The organism is Achromobacter deleyi, assembly GCF_016127315.1.
In the GTDB taxonomy this organism is placed as follows: Bacteria; Pseudomonadota; Gammaproteobacteria; order Burkholderiales; family Burkholderiaceae_B; genus Achromobacter; species Achromobacter insuavis_A.
This window is the reverse complement of the sequence record NZ_CP065997.1, coordinates 4928702-4948436: the sequence shown is the minus strand read 5'-3', so window position 1 is coordinate 4948436 and position 19735 is coordinate 4928702. Positions and strand designations below refer to the sequence as shown.

Here is a 19735-nt window from a genome sequence, read left to right as displayed (position 1 = left end):
TGGGTCAGTCCGCGCCGGCGGCAGCGGTGGCCGGCAGGGTTTCGTAGGGCGTTTCGCGCGCGGTCGGCTTGTTCTCGGCGCGGGCGCGCTGCACCGAACGGATGCCGAACACCACGATGCTGACCACCACGAACATGAAGATCGCGCACAGGCCGGCGTTGATGTAGTCGTTCAGCACCACGCGCGACATTTCCGCCAGCGACTTGGCCGGGGCCAGCACCTTGCCTTCGGCGATCGCGGCGTTGTACTTGGCCGCGTGCGACAGGAAGCTGACCTTGGGGTCGGCGTGGAACAGCTTCTGCCAGCCGGCGGTCAGGGTGCACGCCAGCAGCCACAGCGTGGGCAGCACGGTGACCCAGGCGTAGCGGTCACGCTTCATCTTGAACAGCACCACGGTGCCCAGCGTCAGCGCGATCGCGGCCAGCATCTGGTTGGCGATGCCGAACAGCGGCCACAGCGTGTTGATGCCGCCCAGCGGATCGACCACGCCCTGGTACAGGAAGTAGCCCCAGGCCGCCACGCACAGGCCGGTGGCGATCAGGTTGGCGGGCAACGACTCGGTGCGCTTGAGCGACGGGGCGAAGGTGCCCAGCAGGTCCTGCAGCATGAAGCGGCCCGCGCGGGTGCCGGCGTCCACGGCCGTCAGGATGAACAGCGCTTCGAACAGGATGGCGAAGTGGTACCAGAACGCCATCATGCTGGGGCCGCCGATGGCCTGGTGCAGGATGTGCGCCATGCCCACGGCCAGCGTCGGCGCGCCGCCGGCGCGCGAGATGATGGTGCTCTCGCCGACGTCCTTGGCGGTCTGCACCAGGTCGGCCGGGGTGATCACGAAGCCCCAGCTGGACACCACCTGGGCGACCTGGTCGGGGGTGGTGCCGATGACGGCCGCCGGGCTGTTCATGGCGTAGTAGATGCCCGGCTCGATCACGCAAGCGGCCACCAGCGCCATGATGGCGACGAACGATTCCATCAGCATGCCGCCGTAACCGATGTAGCGGGCCTGGGTTTCGTTCTCGATCAGCTTGGGCGTGGTGCCCGACGAGATCAGGGCGTGGAAGCCCGACACCGCGCCGCAGGCGATGGTGATGAACAGGAACGGGAACAGGTTGCCCGACCACACCGGGCCGGAGCCGTCCACGAACTGCGTCAGCGCCGGCATTTTCAGCTCGGGCGCGACCACCACGATGCCGATGGCCAGGCCGACGATGGTGCCGATCTTCAGGAAAGTCGACAGATAGTCGCGCGGGGCCAGCAGCAGCCACACCGGCAGCACCGAGGCGATGAAGCCGTAGACGATCAGGATCCAGGTCAGGCCCTTGCCGTCGAAGTCGAACATCGGGCCGATCACCGGGTGCGCGGCCACGTCCTGGCCGAAGGTGATGGCGGCCATCAGGCCGACGAAGCCGATGATGGACACTTCGCCGATCTTGCCCGGGCGGATGTAGCGCAGGTACACGCCCATGAAGAGCGCGATGGGGATGGTGGCGGCCACCGTGAAGGTGCCCCACGGCGAGTGCGTCAGGGCCTTGACCACGATCAGCGCCAGCACCGCCAGGATGATGACCATGATCATGAAGGCGCCGAACAGCGCGATCACGCCCGGGATCTTGCCCAGCTCGGACTTGACCAGGTCGCCCAGCGAACGGCCGTCGCGGCGCGTCGAGATGAAGAGGATGGTGAAGTCCTGCACGGCGCCGGCGAACACCACGCCGGCCAGGATCCACAGCATGCCCGGCAGGTAGCCCATCTGCGCGGCCAGCACCGGGCCGACCAGGGGGCCGGCGCCGGCGATGGCGGCGAAATGGTGGCCGAACAGCACGTGCTTGTTGGTCGGGACGTAGTCCAGGCCGTCGTTGTGCTTCCAGGCCGGCGTCATGCGCGTCGGGTCAAGGCGGAACACCTTGTTGGCGATGAAGCGGCTGTAATAGCGGTATGCGATCAAGTACACGCAGACGGCGGCAATCACCACCCATAGCGCATTGATGGTCTCCCCTCTGGCCAGCGCCACGGTGCCGAGCGCGAACGCGCCCAATACCGCAACCGCCAGCCAGACCAGGTGCTGACCCAGTCCCTTACTGCTGGTATGCATAAGTGCTCCTCTTGCCTCCCGCCATGCTTTTGGCGTGCAACGCTTTTTTCGTCCTGCGGGTGGGCAGACTCATTGTTGTAGGGTGGCGGACGCGAACGTCCACGCGGCGTCCGGTCGACGCGGGCGTTAGTATTTCGGTTTGACCTGGACGCAACAAGCGCGGAACTACGCAATCGCGCTACGTGGTACTACGGAAAGCGCCGCAGCATATTTGCGCCGCGATCGTAAAATCGGCGGCACACCCGCCCGTCCGGCATGGCCCAACACTCTTGATGCACCGCAACACGCGCTTGCCGCGCTGATACAAATCCCCTGATGAAGCTGCGCCTGAAAATCCTGTTGCTGGCCGCCGTCCCCCTGCTGGTGGCGCTGGCGGCCATCGCCGTGGCCGTCTACGTGCAGGGCCTGCAACTGGCCCAGCGCGAAAAAGAGGTGGTGGAAAGCGCCTGGCTCGGCAGCAAGGAAAGCGAGCTGCGCCACTACGTCAGCCTGGCCTACAGCGCCATCGCCCCGCTGCAGGACGCCAGCGACGGCGACGCCGCCCGCGAGCGCGCGCTGGCGCTGCTGGCGCAGATGGAATTCGGCCACGACGGCTATTTCTTCGTCTACGACCTGCAGGGCAAGAACCTGATGCACCCGCGCCAGCCGGAACTGGTCGGCCAGGACCTCTGGAGCCTGCACGACACCCGCGGCCAGCCCGTGATCCAGAACCTGCTGGCGGCCGCCCGCCGCGGCGGCAGCCAGGGCCAGGCGGTGCACTACCTGTGGGAAAAGCCCTCGACCCACCAGACCGTGGAAAAGCTCGGCTACGTAGTGGTGCTGGAACGCTGGGGCTGGATGCTGGGCACCGGCATCTACCTGGACGACGTCGAGCAGACCCTGGCGCACATCGACGCGGCCGCCCAGTCCAACATCCGCGACATGTTCGCCTGGGTCGCCGGCATCGCCGCGGTCTCGATCCTGGGGGTGGCGGCCTGCGGCCTGGCGCTCAATATCAGCGACCACCGCCAGTCCGACGCCAAGCTGCGGCTGATGGCGCAGCAGCTGGTGCGCTCGCAGGAAGACGAACGGGCCCGCCTGTCGCGCGAACTGCACGACGGCATCAGCCAGGTGCTGGTGTCGATCAAGCTGGCGCTGGAGGCCGCCCGCGAACGATTGCGCCAGGCCCTGGGCGCCGAGCCGCGCGCGCTGGCGCACATCGACACGCCGCTGGGCGGCGCGCTCGACCGCCTCAACACCGCCGTGGGCGAGGTGCGCCGCATCTCGCACAACCTGCGCCCGACGCTGCTGGACGACCTGGGCCTGCCGGCCGCGCTCGAACACCTGGGCCGCGAATTCGCCGGCGCCAGCCAGCACGGCGCGGCCCCGCTGGCCGTGCGCCTGTCGACCCAGGGCCGGCCGGTGAAGCTGCCCGACGCCTACGCCACCGCGCTGTTCCGCGTCACCCAGGAAGCCCTGACCAACGTCGTGCGCCACGCCGGCGCCCGCCGCGCCGACCTGACGCTGGCCTACACCGAACGCGACCTGCGTCTGACCATCCACGACGACGGCCGCGGCTTCGACTACGCCGAGGTGCAGCAGGACCCGCGCCGCGGCATCGGCCTGCGCAACATGCGCGAACGCATGACGGCGCTGTCCGGCAGCCTCAGTTTCCATACCTCCGACCAGGGCACCACCCTGCAGGCCTGGCTGCCCTTGCCGCCGCCCTTCTCCGACGCCTCCGACGCCTCCCGCCCCGCATGACCGACCCTAGCTCCCCCATCCGACTGCTGCTGATCGACGACCACCCGCTGGTGCGCGACGGCCTGCGCCTGCGCCTGGAGACCGTGCCCCATCTGCAGGTGGTGGGCGAGGCCGGCAACGCCGCCGCCGCGCTGGCCTTCCTGCAGGCCTGCCTGGCCGAGGACCCGCAGGGCGGCGCCCTGCCGCAACTGGCGCTGATGGACCTGAACATGCCCGGCGTGGGCGGCCTGGAACTGACCGCGCAATTGCACGAGCGCTATCCGCAGATCGCGGTGCTGGTGCTGTCGATGCACGACAACGCCGAATACATGGTGCAGGCGGTGCGCGCCGGCGCCCGCGGCTACCTGCTGAAAGACGAGCCGGCCCAGGAGATCCTGGCCGCCATCGACGCGGTCATGACCGGCCGCACCTACTTCAGCGCCGCCGTGTCGCTGCGCCTGTCCCAGGCCAGCGCCCCGGCCACCCTGCTGACGCAACGCGAGCGCGATGTGCTGCGCCACATCGCCAGCGGCCACGCCAACAAGCAGATCGCCCAGGCGCTCGGCCTGTCGGTGCGCACGGTCGAGACCCACCGCCTGAACATCAAGCGCAAGCTGGGCATCGACGGCCAGGCCGAACTGATCAAGTACGCGGTCGAGAACCGCGGCGTATAACCCCTCTGGCCGTCGGGTCTCCCGCCTGCGAAGCGGGCCCGCGCTGGAGTAGACTTGCGTGTTCATCGCCACCGCAGGCGCGCAGCCCCCTGGAGTTCCCATGTCATTGGAAAATCACTACACCGCCATTCTTGAAGCACTGGGGGAAGATCCGTCCCGCGAAGGCCTGGCGGACACGCCGGCGCGTGCGGCCAAGGCCATGCGCCATCTGTGCCGCGGCTACACCCAGGACCTGGACGAGATCGTCAACGGCGCGCTATTCACGTCCGACACGCGCGAGATCGTGCTGGTCAAGAACATCGAGCTGTATTCGCTCTGTGAGCACCACATGCTGCCCTTCATCGGCAAGGCGCATGTGGCCTACCTGCCCAACGGCAAGGTGCTGGGCCTGTCGAAGGTGGCTCGCATCGTCGAGATGTACGCCCGCCGCCTGCAGATCCAGGAAAACCTCAGCCGCCAGGTGGCCGAGGCGGTGCAGTCGGTCACCGGCGCCGCCGGCGTGGCCGTGGTCATCGAGGCCCAGCACATGTGCATGATGATGCGCGGCGTCGAAAAGCAGAATTCGTCCATGGTCACGTCGGTGATGCTGGGCGAGTTCCACGACAACCCGTCGACCCGCGCCGAGTTCCTCAGCCTGATCCGCTGAACGCCCCCGCGCATCGCCAGAAACGGCCGTCCCTTCGGGGGCGGCTTTTTTTTGCGCGTCCTCCGCCAAAAGGCCTAGGGCGAGCCCGCGATCGCACACAAGAACGCCCGTCCCACCGCCGGGCCGCCTATTGGCTCCTATCGAATACGGCATCTGGCCCTAGCGCTGTGGCCCCATCCGGGCAAACTGGCACCACAGGCCGCACCGGCACAAGCCGGTCGCGTCGGGGCGCGGCCCATTCCCCACCGGAGCTCACCATGAACGCGTTATACCGCCTCATCCGCCGCAGCATCCTGGCCGGCCTGGCCGCCGCCCTGCTGGCCGCCCCCGCCTACGCCCAGACCCGCCTGACCGTGGGCTACCAGCTCATCGTCGGCCCCTTCCTGACCGCCATCGCCGATGGCAGCTTCGACGCCGCCCTCAAGGACGCCGGCTACCAGGTCGACTGGCGCCAGTTCACCTCGGGCGGCGACATTTCCACCGCGCTGGCCTCGGGCAACGTGCCGGTCGGCGTGCTCGGTTCCACCGGCATCACCTCGGCCGCCACCCGCGGCGTCGACCTGGAACTGTTCTGGATCCTGGACAACATCGGCAAATCGGAAGCGCTGGTGGCGCGCAATGGCTCGGGCATCAACAGCACCGCCGACCTGAAGGGCAAGCGCGTCGCCACCCCGTTCGTATCGACCTCCCACTTCCACCTGCTGGTGGGACTGGAGCAGGTCTGGAAGATCAACCCGCGCGACGTGCGCATCCTGAACATGCAACCGCCGCAGATCGTCGCCGCCTGGCAGCGCGGCGACATCGACGCCGCCTACGTCTGGCCGCCCGCCCTGACCGAGATCGAGAAGAGCGGCAAGGTCATCGCCGATTCGGAAGCCATCGGCCACGCCAGCGTGCCGACCTTCGACGGCCTGGTGGTCGACCGCGCCTGGGCCGCCAAGAATCCCAAGTTCATGGCCGCCTTCACCGCCGTGCTGGCCAAGTCGTACGCCGCCTACCGCGCCAACCCCGCCGCCTGGACCGCCGATTCGGCCCAGGTAAAGAGTATCGTCAAGCTGATCGGCGGCAAACCGGATGACGTCGCCACCGCGCTCAAGCTGCTGACCTTCCCGACCGCCCAGGAACAGGCTTCGCCCGAATGGCTGGGCGGCGGCAAGGATTCGGGCGCGGCGCGCGCCTTCGCCGCCAGCGCCAAGTTCCTGAAGGACCAGAAGCAGATCGACAAGGCGCTGGGCGACTACAGCGCCCACGTCACCGACCAGTACGCCAAAGCGGCCGCCAAATAGCCGCGGCAATGCCCCGGGCGCGCCACCAGCCGCGTCCGGCCCCGGCGCCCGCCTGGCCGCGGGCGCCGCACCATGCAAGGGGACCTCGCATGACCACACCCGCCACGCCCGCGCAGGCCCTGCGCGCGGACCACGTCAGCGTCACCTACCCCGGGCTGCACGACAGCGGGCCGGTGGTCGCGCTGCAGGACGTCAACCTGACCATCGAGCCCGGCGAATTCGTCGTCGCGCTGGGCGCCTCGGGCTGCGGCAAGACCACGCTGCTGAGCCTGCTGGCCGGCTTCCTGTCGCCCACCGACGGCGAGATCACCTTGGGCGGACGGCCCATCATCGGCCCCGGCGCCGATCGCGGCGTGGTGTTCCAGAAACACGCGCTGCTGCCCTGGCTGAACGTGCTGGAGAACACTGAATTCGGCCTCAAGCTGCAGGGCGTGGACAAGGAGACCCGCCGCGCCCGCGCCCGCCGCAACCTGGAGCTGGTGGGCCTGAAGGACTTCCACCGCCACATGATCTACCAGCTGTCCGGTGGCATGCAGCAGCGCGTGGGCATCGCCCGCGCCCTGACCTGCGATCCGGCCATGCTGCTGATGGACGAGCCGATGGCCGCGCTCGACGCGCTGACGCGCGAGACCATCCAGGAGCTGCTGCTGGATATCTGGCGCCAGACCGGCAAGATGTTCTTCTTCATCACCCATAGCGTGGAAGAGGCGCTGTTCCTGGGCTCGCGGCTGATCGTCATGTCGCCGCGTCCCGGACGCATCACCCACACCTTCCAGCCGGACTTCAACCGGCGCTACCTGGAGACGCGCGATGGCCGCGGTATCAAATCAAGTCCCGACTTCATCGCCATGCGCGAGCAAGTCCTCGGCATCATCTACGGCGACGAACTCGCCGCGTCCGACACGCAGGTCGCTCATGCCTAGCGGCCTGGGCGGCCGCCGGCCCGCCGCGCCGGGCAAGGTCTACGGCGCGCCGGGCGCGGGCTACAGCGGCCACATCAGCCTGCTGACCAGCATCGCGCTGCTGGCGCTGTGGTTCCTGGCCACCAACGCCGGCTGGGTCAAGCCGCTGTTCCTGCCGTCGCCGCAGGCGGTGTACGGCAAGTTCGTGTCCGCCATGACCGACGGCGTGGCCAACTCGACCCTGGCCGAGCACGCCCTGGCCAGCCTGACGCGGGTGTTCTCGGCCTTCTTCCTGGCCTGCGCCACCGCCATCCCGGTCGGCATCCTGATGGGCGTGAACCGCTACGCCCGCGGCATCTTCGATCCGCCGATCGAGTTCTACCGCCCGCTGCCGCCGCTGGCCTACCTGCCGCTCATCATCATCTGGTTCGGCATCGGCGAATTCCCCAAGATCCTGCTGATCTACCTGGCCATCTTCGCGCCCATGGCGATCGCCGCGCGCGCCGGCGTGCGCTCGGTCTCGATCGAGCAGATCCACGCCGCCTATGCCATGGGCGGCACCCGCATGCAGATCGTATGGCACGTGATCCTGAAAGCCGCCATGCCCGAGATCTTCACCGGCATGCGCATCGGCATCGGCGTCGGCTGGACCACGCTGGTCGCCGCCGAGATGGTGGCGGCCGACCGCGGGCTGGGCTTCATGGTGCTGAACGCGGCGCAATTCCTGGCCAGCGACACGGTCATCATGGGCATCATCGTGATCGGCGTGTTCGCGTTCGCCTTCGATCTGCTGGTGCGGTATCTGGAGAAGTTCGCGATTCCTTGGAAGGGACGGATTTGAACGTCAGACTGCGGGCCAATCCGGTGTGGACTGAAAGCTCACGGGGCGTCCCGCGGCCACGTTTTCCTGCGTTATGTTGATGCCGAAGATGATGCGGTGCGTCACGCCCCAAATGGGTCACGTGTCGGCCCCGATGGATCGCCGATGCGCCGCATCCTACGGAGATGACAGCATGACCAGGATGCCCCCTTCAGAAACCGGAAAGCGACTAGCCCCACCTGCTGGCTACGAAGGTATTCACGACGGCATCGTCGAATTGCTCGATGCCGCACGGCAGGCGGCCGCACGCAACGTCAATGCCCTGATGACGGCCAGCTACTGGGATATTGGCCGCCGCATTGTCGAGGCGGAGCAGAAAGGCAGACCCTCAATTTCCCAGACAGTGTCTGGGAAATTGAGGCTGTCGGCCCTGACACAAGCATTCACGCTGCCGTGGTCGGCCTACGTCCGGCTGTTATCAGTCAAGGACGACAACGCCCGCCGGTTCTACCACGCCGAGGCGCTACGGGGAGGTTGGAGCGTACGCCAGCTCGACCGGCAGATCGAAAGCCAGTTCTACCAACGCACGGCACTGTCCGGCGACAAGGTCGCGATGCTGGCCCAGGGAGCCAGGCCACAGACCGCGGATGCCATGACCCCTGGCGAGGCAATCAAGGATCCGTACGTCCTGGAGTTTCTCGATCTCAAGGACGAATACTCAGAGTCCGATCTTGAGGCCGCGCTCACCCAACGGCTGGAGGACTTTCTGCTTGAACTGGGCGAAGGATTCACTTTTGTCGGGCGGCAACGACGGCTGCGCATCGACCAGACCTGGCACCGGGTGGATCTGCTGCTCTACCACCGCAAGTTGCGCTGCCTGGTCATCATCGACCTGAAGCTGGGTAGCCTGAGCCATTCCGACGTGGGGCAGATGCACATGTATTGCAACTATGCCAAGGCACATTGGGCCTATCCCGACGAGAATCCGCCCGTGGGGGTTGATTCTCTGCGCCGACCGGGGCAGCGCGCTGGCGCGATATGCGTTGGACGGCTTGCCGACCCAGGTGATGGCCGCGAACTACCGGACGGTGCTACCCGATACGGAATTGCTGCAGAAAGAGCTTGAAAACACCCGTCGACTGCTGGAGTCCCGCAGCGCGTTTCGACCCAGGCCGGACTGACGCGGATCCCACCACGAGTTGCATTCCAGGACCTATCTCGTTCCATTTTCCTGCCGGCGCGTCCAGACCCACCCCGCCGGCAGGGCAATCCCGCATTCCTTTCGCCCATGCCGCTCCTCTATCCTGGGGTTCCGTCCCTGGTCTCGCCTGGCCTCTTGCGCCGGCGTCGCCGGGACGCGCCGCCACTACAAGGAGCCGCCATGTCCAGCCAGGCCTCGATGCTCAAGCCTGTGTTGTGGGAACGCCTGTTCGAACGGGAAAGCGCGCCCAACCTGAGCCTGCAGGGCCGTGTGCGGCAGATGCTGGTGTCGGCCATCCTCAGCGGCCACCTGCCGCCGGGCGCGCCGGTGCCGTCCAGCCGCTACCTGGCCGACCAGCTGGGCATCGCCCGCAATACGGTGGTGTTCGCCTACCAGCAGCTGGTCAGCGAGGGCTACCTGGAATCGCGCGAGCGCAGCGGCCATTTCGTCCATGACGGGGTGCTGGAGGGCCGCGCGGTGCCGCTCGCCGCCGAAGTGGACGCCACGCCCTCGGCCGACCAGGTCCGCTGGGACGAGCGGCTGCGCTTCCGGCCCAGCCGGCAACGCAACATCGTCAAGCCGCGCGACTGGCAGACGCAGCCCTACCCGTTCGTCTACGGCCAGTTCGACCAGGACCTGTTCCCCACCGCCGACTGGCGCGAATGCTGCATCAAGGCGCTGTCGGTGCTGGACATCCGCAGCTGGGCGCCGGACCTCATCACCCACGATGACAGCGCCCTGATCGAGCAGATCCGCACCCAGGTGCTGCCGCGCCGCGGCATCTGGGCCGACGCCGAAGAGATCGTGGTCACCGTCGGCGCGCAGCACGCGCTCTATCTGCTGGCCGACCTGCTGGTCAACGAAGACACCGTGGTCGGCATGGAGGACCCGGGCTATCCCGATGCCCGCAACATCTTCGCCAGCCACACCCGCCACCTGCTGCCGTTGCCGGTGGACGAACAGGGGCTGTGCACCGGCACCCAGCTGCTGGGCTGCGACTATCTGTTCGTCACGCCCGGCCACCAGTGCCCCACCACCGTGACGCTGTCGCCGGCGCGCCGCGAGGCGCTGCTGACGCTGGCGCGCCAGGCCGACAGCCTCATCATCGAAGACGATTTCGAAAGCGAAAGCCGCTGGGGCGACGGCGCCATACCAGCGCTCAAGAGCCTGGACCGCGACGGCCGCGTGATCTACGTCGGCAGCCTGGCCAAGTCGTTCGCGCCGGGGCTGCGCATCGGCTACATCGTCGCGCCGCGCGAACTCACGGCCGAACTGCGCGCGCTGCGCCGGCTGATGCTGCGCCATCCCTCGGCCTACATCCAGCGGGCGTTCTCGCTGTTCATTTCGCTGGGGCACCATCATTCGCTGCTGCGGCGACAATCGCAGGCCTATCAGAAGCGCGGCACTGAGCTGGCCGAGGCGCTGGCGCACTGGCTGCCCGACTTCACCGCCGTGCCCATCACCGGTTCTTCCTCGTGCTGGCTGAAAGGCCCGGAATGGCTGGACGCCACCGAACTGGCGCAGGCCGCGCTGGCCGAAGGCGTGGTGGTGGAACCGGGCCAGGTGTTCTTCATGGACGCGGCCGGCGCGCCGCGCAACTTCCTGCGGGTCGGCTTCACCTCGATCCGCGCCGAGCATATCGGTCCGGGCATCGAGAGACTGGCGCAGGTGGTGCGCCGTTTCCGCCTGCGGGCGGCCGCCTGAACCGGCGTTGAAATGGAAGCAGTCCGATTTATCGGCTGATTCAACGCAGGGCTCGCCAAACTCAAGTTCAATCCCATTCCAGCAAGGACGCGCAGGAGGATTTCTTCCGGGAATCCTCCTGCGCGTCCTTGCTTGATTTCCGAACGGGCGGCCAGGAAATGCCGCCCGCCGCGTTTGCAGCGATGTCGAGAAAACCCGCCGCGACAGCCCCCCCTTCCAACGGGCGCACGTCCCATCACCATGAACAAGATCTACTCACTCAAATATGATCATCGGCACCAGTTGATCGCGGTATCCGAGTTATGCGGCGGACGCAAACGTGGCTCGACGACGGCCACCCCCCGGTCGGCCAGCGCAAGAATGCCGATCGGCAAGCTATCGGCCGCCCTGCCCCTGTTGTTCGCCAGCCTGTGTCCAGGCATCGCGGGCGCCAGTTACGTAAGCATCGACATCCCCTACCAGACCTACCGGGATTTCGCCGAAAACAAGGGGGCTTTCCAGCCTGGCGCGCTGGGCGCTCCCATCCACGACAAATCGGGCGCCCTGCGCGGCCGCTTGAGCGGCGACATTCCGTTCATCGATTTCTCCAGCGTCAGCGACGACAACGGGATCGCAACGTTGATCGCACCGCAATACACCGCCGGCGTGGCGCACAATGGCAGACATGACAGCACCCGCTTTGCCGGCGCGACCTACTCCCAGATCCGCAGGGACGTGCACCCGGATTACCACCGCGAGAGGGATTGGACCCAGGAATGGGATTTCGATCTCAACCGGCTGGGCAAACTGGCCACCGACGTGGCGCCAGTCGCCACCTTTCCGGTGGCGCGCACGTCGACACCATTGCTTTCCATGGGCGATGCGGATCTCTGGACAGAAGAAGAGAAAAAGCGATTCCCATTGTTCTATCGTGTCGGCATGGGTATCCAGTTCGTCGGCGATCATCCCGAAAGGGGCCTCGACTCCGCGAACGAAACGATCGCAATCCCGCCCGGCGCGCATAAGCTCGGTTATGCGTACAAATGGGCGACAGGCGGCATCGTGACGCCGACATGGTCGAATGAGACGTTTGTCGTCGCGCGGGGAGACAACGGCCTGTTGCCCTCATTCGCGCTGCACGGCGACAGCGGTTCCCCATTGTTCGCCTGGGATGCCGAGCATAAGCAGTGGGTGCTTGCTGGCGTGACGGCGGATCTTAAATTGCCCGACGATGCGAGTTACGTCTACTGGTCGCACCTTCCATCGGACTTTATCGCCAGCGTTTTCGACAAGGACAATGATCCGGAAGTGGTCTTCGCGGCAGGCAAAGGCCCGTTGCAATGGTCATTCGATCGCGCGCAGGGCGTGGGCAGCCTGACCCAGCAGGACCGCCAGTTCCTGATGCATGGCTACAAGAAGACGCCGGGCCTGAGCTATGCGGACGCCAACAGCGCGCTCGACTTCGAAGGCCTCGACGCCGGCAAGAACCTGTCCTTGCGCACCGCAGACGGCACGGGCCGTGGCGAAATCACCTTGCAAGACACCATCAACCAGGGAGCCGGTTCGCTGACCTTCCACGACAGCTACGAGGTTTCCCCGGAAACGGACCAGACCTGGATGGGCGGCGGCATCGACGTCAAGGAAAGCGCCACCGTCGTCTGGCGCGTCAACGGCGTGGCCGGCGACAACCTGCACAAGATCGGCCGCGGCACCCTGACCATCGCGGGCCAAGGCGTCAACCCGGGCGGCCTGAAAGTGGGTGACGGCAAGGTGATTCTGTCGCAACGGCCGGACGCAGGCGGCAGCGTCCAGGCGTTCGACGGCATCACCCTGTCCAGCGGCCGCGCCGAAGTCGTGCTTGGCGACGGCAGGCAGGTCGACCCCGACCGTATCCAATGGGGCGCTCGCGGCGGGGTCCTGAACCTCAATGGCAATGACATCACGTTCAATCGACTGCACGCCAATGCCAAAGACCATGGCGCCACGATCACCAACACCGCGACGAAGACCGCAACCGTAACCATCAACGTCGCGCCCGTGGCCCCGCCAACGGTAAGCGATTACATACTGATGCCCATCAGGTCGGGAACCGGACAGCGGGGCGACCTGTACAAGAAAGGGGCCGACTACTATGTCTTGAAACAAGACAATTTCCCCGCCTACAGCACCCCCGTCAGCGAGGACTACTGGGAATACGTGGGACAAGTCCGCGAGGTCGCGCTGACGAAGGCGAATGAACGCAAACGGGCGTACTTCCCCGGACAGTCGGAATTCATCTTCCCGGGAACTCTGCAGGGCAATATCGACGTCAGCATCGCCAACCCGTCGCAGGCGGTGTTCATCGCCGACGGCGGCATGGACCTCGGCGAAAACTCGTTCACGCAGCGGCAAGGCGAACTGGTCTTCCAGGGCCACCCGGTGATCCATGCGATCAACACCCCGGATGATGCGCGCAAGCTGCTCGATCTCGGGGATGACTCCGTCCGGACGCAATCCGTGTCGTTTGACCAGCCGGATTGGGAAACGCGCGAGTTCGCCGTCGGGAAACTGGCGCTGACAGACACCACTTTCCGCTTGTCACGCAACGCCACCCTGCTGGGCGACATTGTCGCGGAGCGCGCGCAGGTCATCCTGGGCAGCCCGCTGCTGTACCTCAACAGGAACGATGGCGGACCCCTGGGCCAGGAACCGCTGAAAGGCACATCCATCGCCAGCACGGACGCCGACAAGAGCCGTTACCAGGGCAAGGTTTCCGTGGGCGGACACTCAACACTGGACATCCACGAGCAATTCGCGGGCGCCATCGATGCCGGCGACAGCGCCATCAATGTCTTTTCAGATCAGGCGACGTTGACCGGCTACAGCCGCTTCACCGCCAGCGCATTGACGCTGCACCGCGGCGCGCATCTGCGGGGAGCCGCCGGCTGGTATGGCGACAGCGTCATCACGGTGGCCGACGGCGCGGCGCTGACGCTGTCCGGCAACACCGCGAGCCTGCCATCGACCGACATCCGCCCGGCCGATTACTTCACCAACGGCATCCATCTGCTGGGCAGCGATGCCAGCGTGCACATGGCGCCCGGCAGCCATTCGTTCAGCGATATCTCCAGCCTGACGGCAAGCCACATCACATTGGGCACGCCGGCCGCAACCGCGCCGCCCCAGACCGTGTATGCCGGAGCCGTGAGCGCCGCCCAGGCGGACATGCAGGCAAACGACCATTCCCGCTGGATCATCACGGGCGATTCCACGCTGAAATCGCTGCGCGCCAGCAACGCGATCCTGGGTTTCGACGACAAGGACCTGACGCAACAGGCGTTCATGACGCGGGCGAATCCCGGCTCTGCGCTGGCATTGAATCCGCCTCCGGCCGGGACGACGAAGGCGTCCTACACGCTGACCGTCGACACCGTTGCCGCATCGGACAGCGTGTTTGCCCTGCGCGTCGACCCGACCAGCGGCGAGCATGACCAGTTGACGGTCAGCACCCAGCTTGACGGCAGCGGCAACCGCTTGCGAATCACCGATTTCGGCATCCCTCGAAGCGGCGCTGCCACGCAAGCCAGGGAAACGCTGCTGGTGAGCGCCCCATCATCCACGCCGGCAGACCTGTTCACGCTGGAGCAGGCTTTCGCAAACGTCGATGTCGCCGATACGCCAGCCCAGGGCAATCCATGGTTGGGCGGCCTTGCGGTCAGCCATGACGCGGACCAACGGCAATGGCGGCTCATCAGCCTGCGCAGCGATGCCCCCTGGCGGCTGACGCAAGATCGCCAGTTCGATTTGCTGCATCTGCCGACGGCGGGTCGCGTGGAATTGTCCCAACCCGGCGCGGACTGGACCCCGCACACCCTGCAGACCGACACGCTGATCGCCAGCGGCGTGCATTTCGCCCTGAGCGCGCGGCCGCAAAGCGGCGAAAGCGACAGCATCCTCATCACCACCGTGGCCCAGGGCGGCGACAACAGCCTGGATCTCACGCTCCTGGTACACGACCCCGTGCCGCCCGACAGCAGCGGCGCCCTGCTGCTGGCAGCCGCCCCCGTGACGACGGCGGACAGCTATTTCAAACCCGGCTCCGTCACGCAGGGGCTCACCGTCTACACGCCCAATCTGGAAATCGTCAGCAACGGCACGCTGAAGAAATGGCAATTGGCATACAAGGGGCGCCCGGAGGCCTTGCCGCCCGGCGAGACACCGACGCCCGGCGATGCGCCGACGACGCCGCTGCCAGGCGATGCCGGTGGCGGCGACAAGGCAGAGCCCCCGCTCGGCACCGGATCGACCGACACGCCTCCCGGCGCGGACGCCACCGGCCCTGCCGATAACCCCGCCGACACGGGTTCCACCGGTCCCGCCGATACCCCCACCGACACGGGTTCCACCGGTCCCGCCGATACCCCCACCGACACGGGTTCCACCGGCCCTGCCGATAACCCCGCCGACACGGGCGTCACCGGTCCCGTCGATACCCCCACCGACACGGGTTCCACCGGTCCCGCCGCCCCGCAAGCCGAGAAGGAACCCGGCCTGGATCCGACCCCTGTCGGTACACCGGATACGGGTACCGCCGCGCGCGGCACGGGCGGCCTGTCGCTGTTCACGCCATTCTCATTGAGACTGTCCGACTTGGACGCCCTGCAATCGCGCGGGGGAATCATCGACCGGTTGCAACAATCCGGCATCACCGCGAACGATGACACCATCAAGCAGATTACCTCGGTACGGCGGCAAATCCTCCGCACCAGCGTGCTGGCCAGCCTGCCGAAGGTCGCTTTCGTGCTTGAGACCAACCAGCTCAACAAACGGTTGGGAGACGTGCGCCAATTGAATGAACAAGCCGGGCTATGGTTCAAGACCAGCCAGGGCCAGGCCGACTACGAGCAACTGCACCTGAAACACACCACGCTGCAACTGGGTCTTGACCGCAAGCTGGGCAGGCAGTTGTATGGCGTCATGGGAAGCTACACCCAAGGGTCCGCCCGAGGAGAAGGCGATCTGTCGGAAAAGCACACCACGGGCGGCATCGGCGTCTACTACGCGTGGATCAACGAGAACGGCCCCTTCATCGACGTCGTCGCCAAGTACTTGAAAACCCGCCAGGCCTACCATCTGCCGGCCAACCTGAACATCGACGGCCAGGACGCGCGATCCACGTCGCTGCTGGCCAGCGTGCAGGCGGGATGGCGGCAGAACCTGTTCAATGGCCGCGCCTTCGTCGAACCCTCGATCGAAGTGGCCACCGGCCGCGCCAGCGCCTATACGCTGCATGGCGCCGACAACAGCGTCGATGTGCGGATCAATGCCAGCACGCCGATCTATGCCAAGATCGGCGCCGCTGCCGGGTTGACCCTGGAGTCGGACGAACAGCATGCGCTGACCCTGTCCGCGGGGCTGTTCCGGCTGCAGAACCTGCGGCGCGGCGGCAGTGTCGAGATCCTGAACAACAGCGTTCCGGGAGACAGGTTGAGCAATCCGATGGCGGACGACAGCCGTTATCTGGTCAACGTGTCGCTCAACGCCAGGCTGTCGCCCAACTGGCGCGTTTACAGCCAGGTCGAAAGCAGCTTCGCCGGCAAACTGAAACACGACTACAGCGGCCAGGTCGGTGTGCGCTATCAGTTTTGAACGAAGCCGGCGCGCCCCCGGATACCGTCCGCCGGTAGCCGCGCGCGCCGGCACAGGCCGCCGCCATCGCCGCTACAGCACCTCGTCGCGCAGGTAGTACCACCGGTACAGCAGCGCCTGGCCGATCCGGCGGAACGGCGCGAACAGGTGGCCGGGCAGCGGCGTGTTGTAAATCGGCAAATTCCAGCTGACCCCATCCTGCCCCATCATGCGCTGCGCCAGGCGCCGGCCGGCATGCGCCGAGAACGCCACGCCGTTGCCGCCGTAGCCGAAGGCGTAGAACACCTGGCGCGCCGGATCGGGTTGGGTGATGCGCGGCATCATGTCGTGGCTGACGTCGACCCAGCCGGTCCAGGCGTAGTCCACGTCGATGCCGCGCAGCGCCGGGAACTTGCGCGCCAGGCCATGGCGCAGCAGCGCCAGGTGGCGCGGGTGTTGCGCGTCGGCGCCGCGCAGCGCGCTGCGGCTGCCGATCTGCATGCGGCCATCCGGCAACAGCCGGTAGTAGAAACGCAGGGTGCGGGTATCGGTGATGAACACCGTGCTTTTCAGGCCGGCCTGCGCCCGTTCGTCCGGCGTCAGCGCCCGCGTCACCATGGAATTGGACAGGATCGGCATGATGCGGTTGTCCAGCAGCCGGTTCACCCCCTGCGCCGTGTAGCCGCCGGTCGCGAACGCCACGCGCCGGGCGCGCACGGTGCCGCCCGGGGTCTGCAGGCGGTAGCCGCCGCCCTCTTCGGTCCAGCCCAGCACCGGGCTGCCCGGATGCAGCCGCACCCCCAGCGCGCGGGCCTGCCGCATGTAGCCATAGGCCAGTTTCAGCGGATGCACGCCGATGCCGTCCGGTTCGAGCAGAGCGCCCATCGCCTCGTGGTCATCGACGTAGCGTTCGCGCAGCTCGTCGCGGGTCAGCATGCGGGTGTCGTAGCCGAACTGCTCGCGCATCACCCGCGCCTCGTTGCGCAGGAAGTCCATCTTCTTCTCGCGGTGCGCGGTGTAGAGATGGCCGCCGGGTTGCGCGTCGCAGTCGATCTGCGCCACCAGGCTCTTCCAGTAGTCGAAGCCCTCGTGGATCTCGGCATCCAGGCGCCGCGCGGTCTCCAGCCCCCAGCGTTCGATCCATTGCGAGCGGTACAGCCGGCCCGAGGCGTTCTGGCCCTGCCCGCCGTTGCGGCTGGTGCAACCCCACACGGCGCGGTTGGCCTCCAGCACCACCGCCCGCACGCCGTAGTCGCGCGCCAGCGCCAGCGCCGCCGACAGGCCGGTGAACCCTGATCCGACGATGACCACGTCGGCCTCGATGTCGCTCTGGATCGGCCCGTCGTCCGCCGGCGGCGGTCCGGCCGTGGCGACCCAGTAGGTGGGCGCGTATTCCTGTCCGCGCCCCGGCGGCGACACCAGCGGGTCGTAGGTCGGGTTGTAGGCGCTGGCGGCCGGGCTGGCCGCCGGCGCGCCGGCGGGATCGACGAACGTACCGGCGGTATTCGACAGATCGGAAGACATAGCGGCATCCATGGGGCGGTGTCCGGTGGCGGCGTCGGCTCAGGCGCGGGCCGACAGCGCCGGGCGTTGCTTGCGGAAGGCGTTCTTGACGCGGATCTTGCCGTCCTGGAACGTGAAGACGTCGACCATGTCGGCCTCGACCCGCGAGCCGTCCGCCGCCGTGCCGGTGAAGGTGCATTCGGACACGCCGCGGTCGCCCGCCACCCAGTGGCCGCCGTTGTTCCATTGCGCATCGGGAAAGCTCTTCCAGGCCGCCTCGAAGGCCGCGCGCACGGCCTCGCGGCCGCTGTGCCGGGCGCCCCAGCGCTCGGGACCGCCCACCGTTTCGAAGACGCAGTCGTCGCTCATGAAGGACATCAGGGCGTCGATATCGTGGCGGTTCCAGGCGGCCGCGAACTCGGCCAGCATGTCCACGGTGACGGTCTTGTGCATTGCCTACCCTCCTCGATCGCCGGGCGCGGCATGCGCCCAGGCTGTAAACCCAAGGTACGCGGGGGGTCAGGAAGGGTCTAGAACCAGACACGGCAAATCGCTTGCACCAGACCGGCGCCGGCGTCAGGCGGCGGCCTGCGCCAACCGCGCCGCCACCTCATCGCCCTGCGTCATGCCCCGCATGCCGATGAACACCAGCGACGGCGCCCGCACCTCGGACGGGCGCGCCGCCTGGGTATCGAAGCGCACCCGGCGCCCCGCCAACTGCACCAGCACCCAGCCGTGGCGCTCGGTGCGCACCCAGCCCTTGGCGCGCAGCCAGTGGCGCGGCAACCGCCGCAGGGCCTCGGCCAGGCGGTCGGCATGCAGCACCGCCGGCGCCGGCCAGAGCAAGCTCTGGAACGGATGGCTCGGATCGTCGGCGGGCGCTGCGTGCGCAGGGCGCGCGGCATCCGCGGGCGCGCCATGGACATGCGCCGGGTCGCCGTGGGCGTGCGCCGGGTAATCATGGCCGTGCGCCAGGTCGTCGCAAGCGCCCGCGCACGTCGCATGGCCGCATGCCGTCGCTCCGGCCAACGCGCCCAGATCCACCCGCGCTTCCCGGGTCGACACGATCGGCGCCCCGTCCGACTGCGCCCGCAGCCAATCGCGCAGCGCCGGCAGCTCGTCCGGCGGCAGCAGGTCGGTCTTGTTCAGCACCAGCAGGTCGGCCGCGCGCAGCTGGCGCTGCGCCGTGTCGGCCAGCAGCGGGTCCGCCAGCGTGTCGCGGATGCCGCCGGCGTCCACCAGCACCAGCACCGCCTCCCGTTGCAGCAACGGATCCGACAGGCCCACTTGCGCGATGCGTCCGGGGTCGGACACCCCGCTGGCCTCGATCACGATCCACTCGGGCGCCGGGTCCAGCGCCAGCACCCGCGCCAGCGCGTCGTCCAGGCCTCCCGCCATTGAACAGCAGACGCAGCCGTTGGCCAGCCGGATCACGTTGTCGGCGCGCGCCGCCAGCAGGCCAGCGTCGATGTCCACCGGCCCGAAATCGTTGACCAGCACCGCGGCGCGGCGTCCACCGGCCGCCAGCACGTGGTTCAGCAAGGTGGTCTTGCCGGCGCCCAGGAAGCCGCCCACCACCGTCAGCGGAATGCGCCCCAT

12 protein-coding genes and 1 pseudogene are annotated in these 19735 nt (G+C 67.4%); 9 read left to right on the top strand and 4 right to left on the bottom strand.

Annotated features, from left to right (window positions below; translation table 11 throughout):
- Positions 1-4: 4 nt before the first annotated feature.
- Entirely contained in the window at positions 5-2092 is a 2088-nt protein-coding gene (locus tag I6I07_RS22440) for a carbon starvation CstA family protein (RefSeq protein WP_006395282.1), read from the bottom strand.
- 315 nt (positions 2093-2407) lie between these two features.
- Between I6I07_RS22440 and I6I07_RS22435 the strand changes: the two genes are divergently transcribed.
- The 9 genes and pseudogenes from I6I07_RS22435 to I6I07_RS22395 all read left to right on the top strand — a co-directional run bounded on the left by I6I07_RS22435 (position 2408) and on the right by I6I07_RS22395 (position 16654).
- Positions 2408-3835, top strand: coding sequence for a cache domain-containing protein (locus I6I07_RS22435; RefSeq protein ID WP_198483772.1), 1428 nt, complete (start codon positions 2408-2410; stop codon positions 3833-3835).
- On the top strand, positions 3832-4488 hold the full coding sequence (locus I6I07_RS22430; RefSeq protein ID WP_198483771.1) for a response regulator: 657 nt from the start codon (positions 3832-3834) through the stop codon (positions 4486-4488). Before I6I07_RS22435 ends, I6I07_RS22430 begins: the two co-directional genes overlap by 4 nt.
- A 100-nt stretch (positions 4489-4588) precedes the next feature.
- Complete coding sequence (gene folE, locus I6I07_RS22425) at positions 4589-5134, top strand: GTP cyclohydrolase I FolE (protein WP_006395285.1); 546 nt, start codon at positions 4589-4591, stop codon at positions 5132-5134.
- A gap of 257 nt (positions 5135-5391) precedes the next feature.
- On the top strand, positions 5392-6420 hold the full coding sequence (gene tauA, locus I6I07_RS22420) for a taurine ABC transporter substrate-binding protein (RefSeq protein WP_116521823.1): 1029 nt from the start codon (positions 5392-5394) through the stop codon (positions 6418-6420).
- 89 nt (positions 6421-6509) lie between these two features.
- The gene (locus I6I07_RS22415) at positions 6510-7343 is read left to right on the top strand and encodes a taurine ABC transporter ATP-binding protein (RefSeq protein ID WP_116521824.1); all 834 of its coding nucleotides are present in this window, start codon (positions 6510-6512) and stop codon (positions 7341-7343) included.
- Complete coding sequence (locus tag I6I07_RS22410) at positions 7336-8163, top strand: ABC transporter permease subunit (protein WP_116521825.1); 828 nt, start codon at positions 7336-7338, stop codon at positions 8161-8163. The genes I6I07_RS22415 and I6I07_RS22410 overlap by 8 nt, the downstream gene beginning before the upstream one ends.
- Before the next feature lie 172 nt (positions 8164-8335).
- Positions 8336-9323 (top strand): annotated as a pseudogene (locus I6I07_RS22405) (PDDEXK nuclease domain-containing protein).
- A 200-nt stretch (positions 9324-9523) separates the two neighbouring features.
- On the top strand, positions 9524-11047 hold the full coding sequence (locus I6I07_RS22400) for a PLP-dependent aminotransferase family protein (RefSeq protein WP_198483770.1): 1524 nt from the start codon (positions 9524-9526) through the stop codon (positions 11045-11047).
- Between the two features lie 240 nt (positions 11048-11287).
- Positions 11288-16654, top strand: a complete 5367-nt coding sequence (locus tag I6I07_RS22395; RefSeq protein WP_198483769.1) for a S6 family peptidase — start codon at positions 11288-11290, stop codon at positions 16652-16654.
- Between the two features lie 72 nt (positions 16655-16726).
- Here I6I07_RS22395 and I6I07_RS22390 read toward each other — a convergent pair whose 3' ends face one another.
- The 3 genes from I6I07_RS22390 to I6I07_RS22380 form a co-directional block, all read right to left on the bottom strand.
- Positions 16727-18157, bottom strand: a complete 1431-nt coding sequence (locus I6I07_RS22390) for an NAD(P)/FAD-dependent oxidoreductase (protein ID WP_198483768.1) — start codon at positions 18155-18157, stop codon at positions 16727-16729.
- A 39-nt stretch (positions 18158-18196) separates the two neighbouring features.
- Positions 18197-18589, bottom strand: a complete 393-nt coding sequence (locus tag I6I07_RS22385) for a nuclear transport factor 2 family protein (RefSeq protein WP_198483767.1) — start codon at positions 18587-18589, stop codon at positions 18197-18199.
- Positions 18590-18712: 123 nt separating this feature from the next.
- A complete protein-coding gene (locus I6I07_RS22380; protein WP_198483766.1) occupies positions 18713-19735 on the bottom strand; it encodes a CobW family GTP-binding protein in 1023 nt (340 codons plus the stop codon).

Coding starts and splice junctions, on each gene's coding strand:
- I6I07_RS22440 (WP_006395282.1), bottom strand. CDS start 2,092: ATGCATACCAGCAGTAAGGGACTGGGTCAGCACCTGGTCTGGCTGGCG.
- I6I07_RS22435 (WP_198483772.1), top strand. CDS start 2,408: ATGAAGCTGCGCCTGAAAATCCTGTTGCTGGCCGCCGTCCCCCTGCTG.
- I6I07_RS22430 (WP_198483771.1), top strand. CDS start 3,832: ATGACCGACCCTAGCTCCCCCATCCGACTGCTGCTGATCGACGACCAC.
- folE (WP_006395285.1), top strand. CDS start 4,589: ATGTCATTGGAAAATCACTACACCGCCATTCTTGAAGCACTGGGGGAA.
- tauA (WP_116521823.1), top strand. CDS start 5,392: ATGAACGCGTTATACCGCCTCATCCGCCGCAGCATCCTGGCCGGCCTG.
- I6I07_RS22415 (WP_116521824.1), top strand. CDS start 6,510: ATGACCACACCCGCCACGCCCGCGCAGGCCCTGCGCGCGGACCACGTC.
- I6I07_RS22410 (WP_116521825.1), top strand. CDS start 7,336: ATGCCTAGCGGCCTGGGCGGCCGCCGGCCCGCCGCGCCGGGCAAGGTC.
- I6I07_RS22400 (WP_198483770.1), top strand. CDS start 9,524: ATGTCCAGCCAGGCCTCGATGCTCAAGCCTGTGTTGTGGGAACGCCTG.
- I6I07_RS22395 (WP_198483769.1), top strand. CDS start 11,288: ATGAACAAGATCTACTCACTCAAATATGATCATCGGCACCAGTTGATC.
- I6I07_RS22390 (WP_198483768.1), bottom strand. CDS start 18,157: ATGTCTTCCGATCTGTCGAATACCGCCGGTACGTTCGTCGATCCCGCC.
- I6I07_RS22385 (WP_198483767.1), bottom strand. CDS start 18,589: ATGCACAAGACCGTCACCGTGGACATGCTGGCCGAGTTCGCGGCCGCC.
- I6I07_RS22380 (WP_198483766.1), bottom strand. CDS start 19,735: ATGGGGCGCATTCCGCTGACGGTGGTGGGCGGCTTCCTGGGCGCCGGC.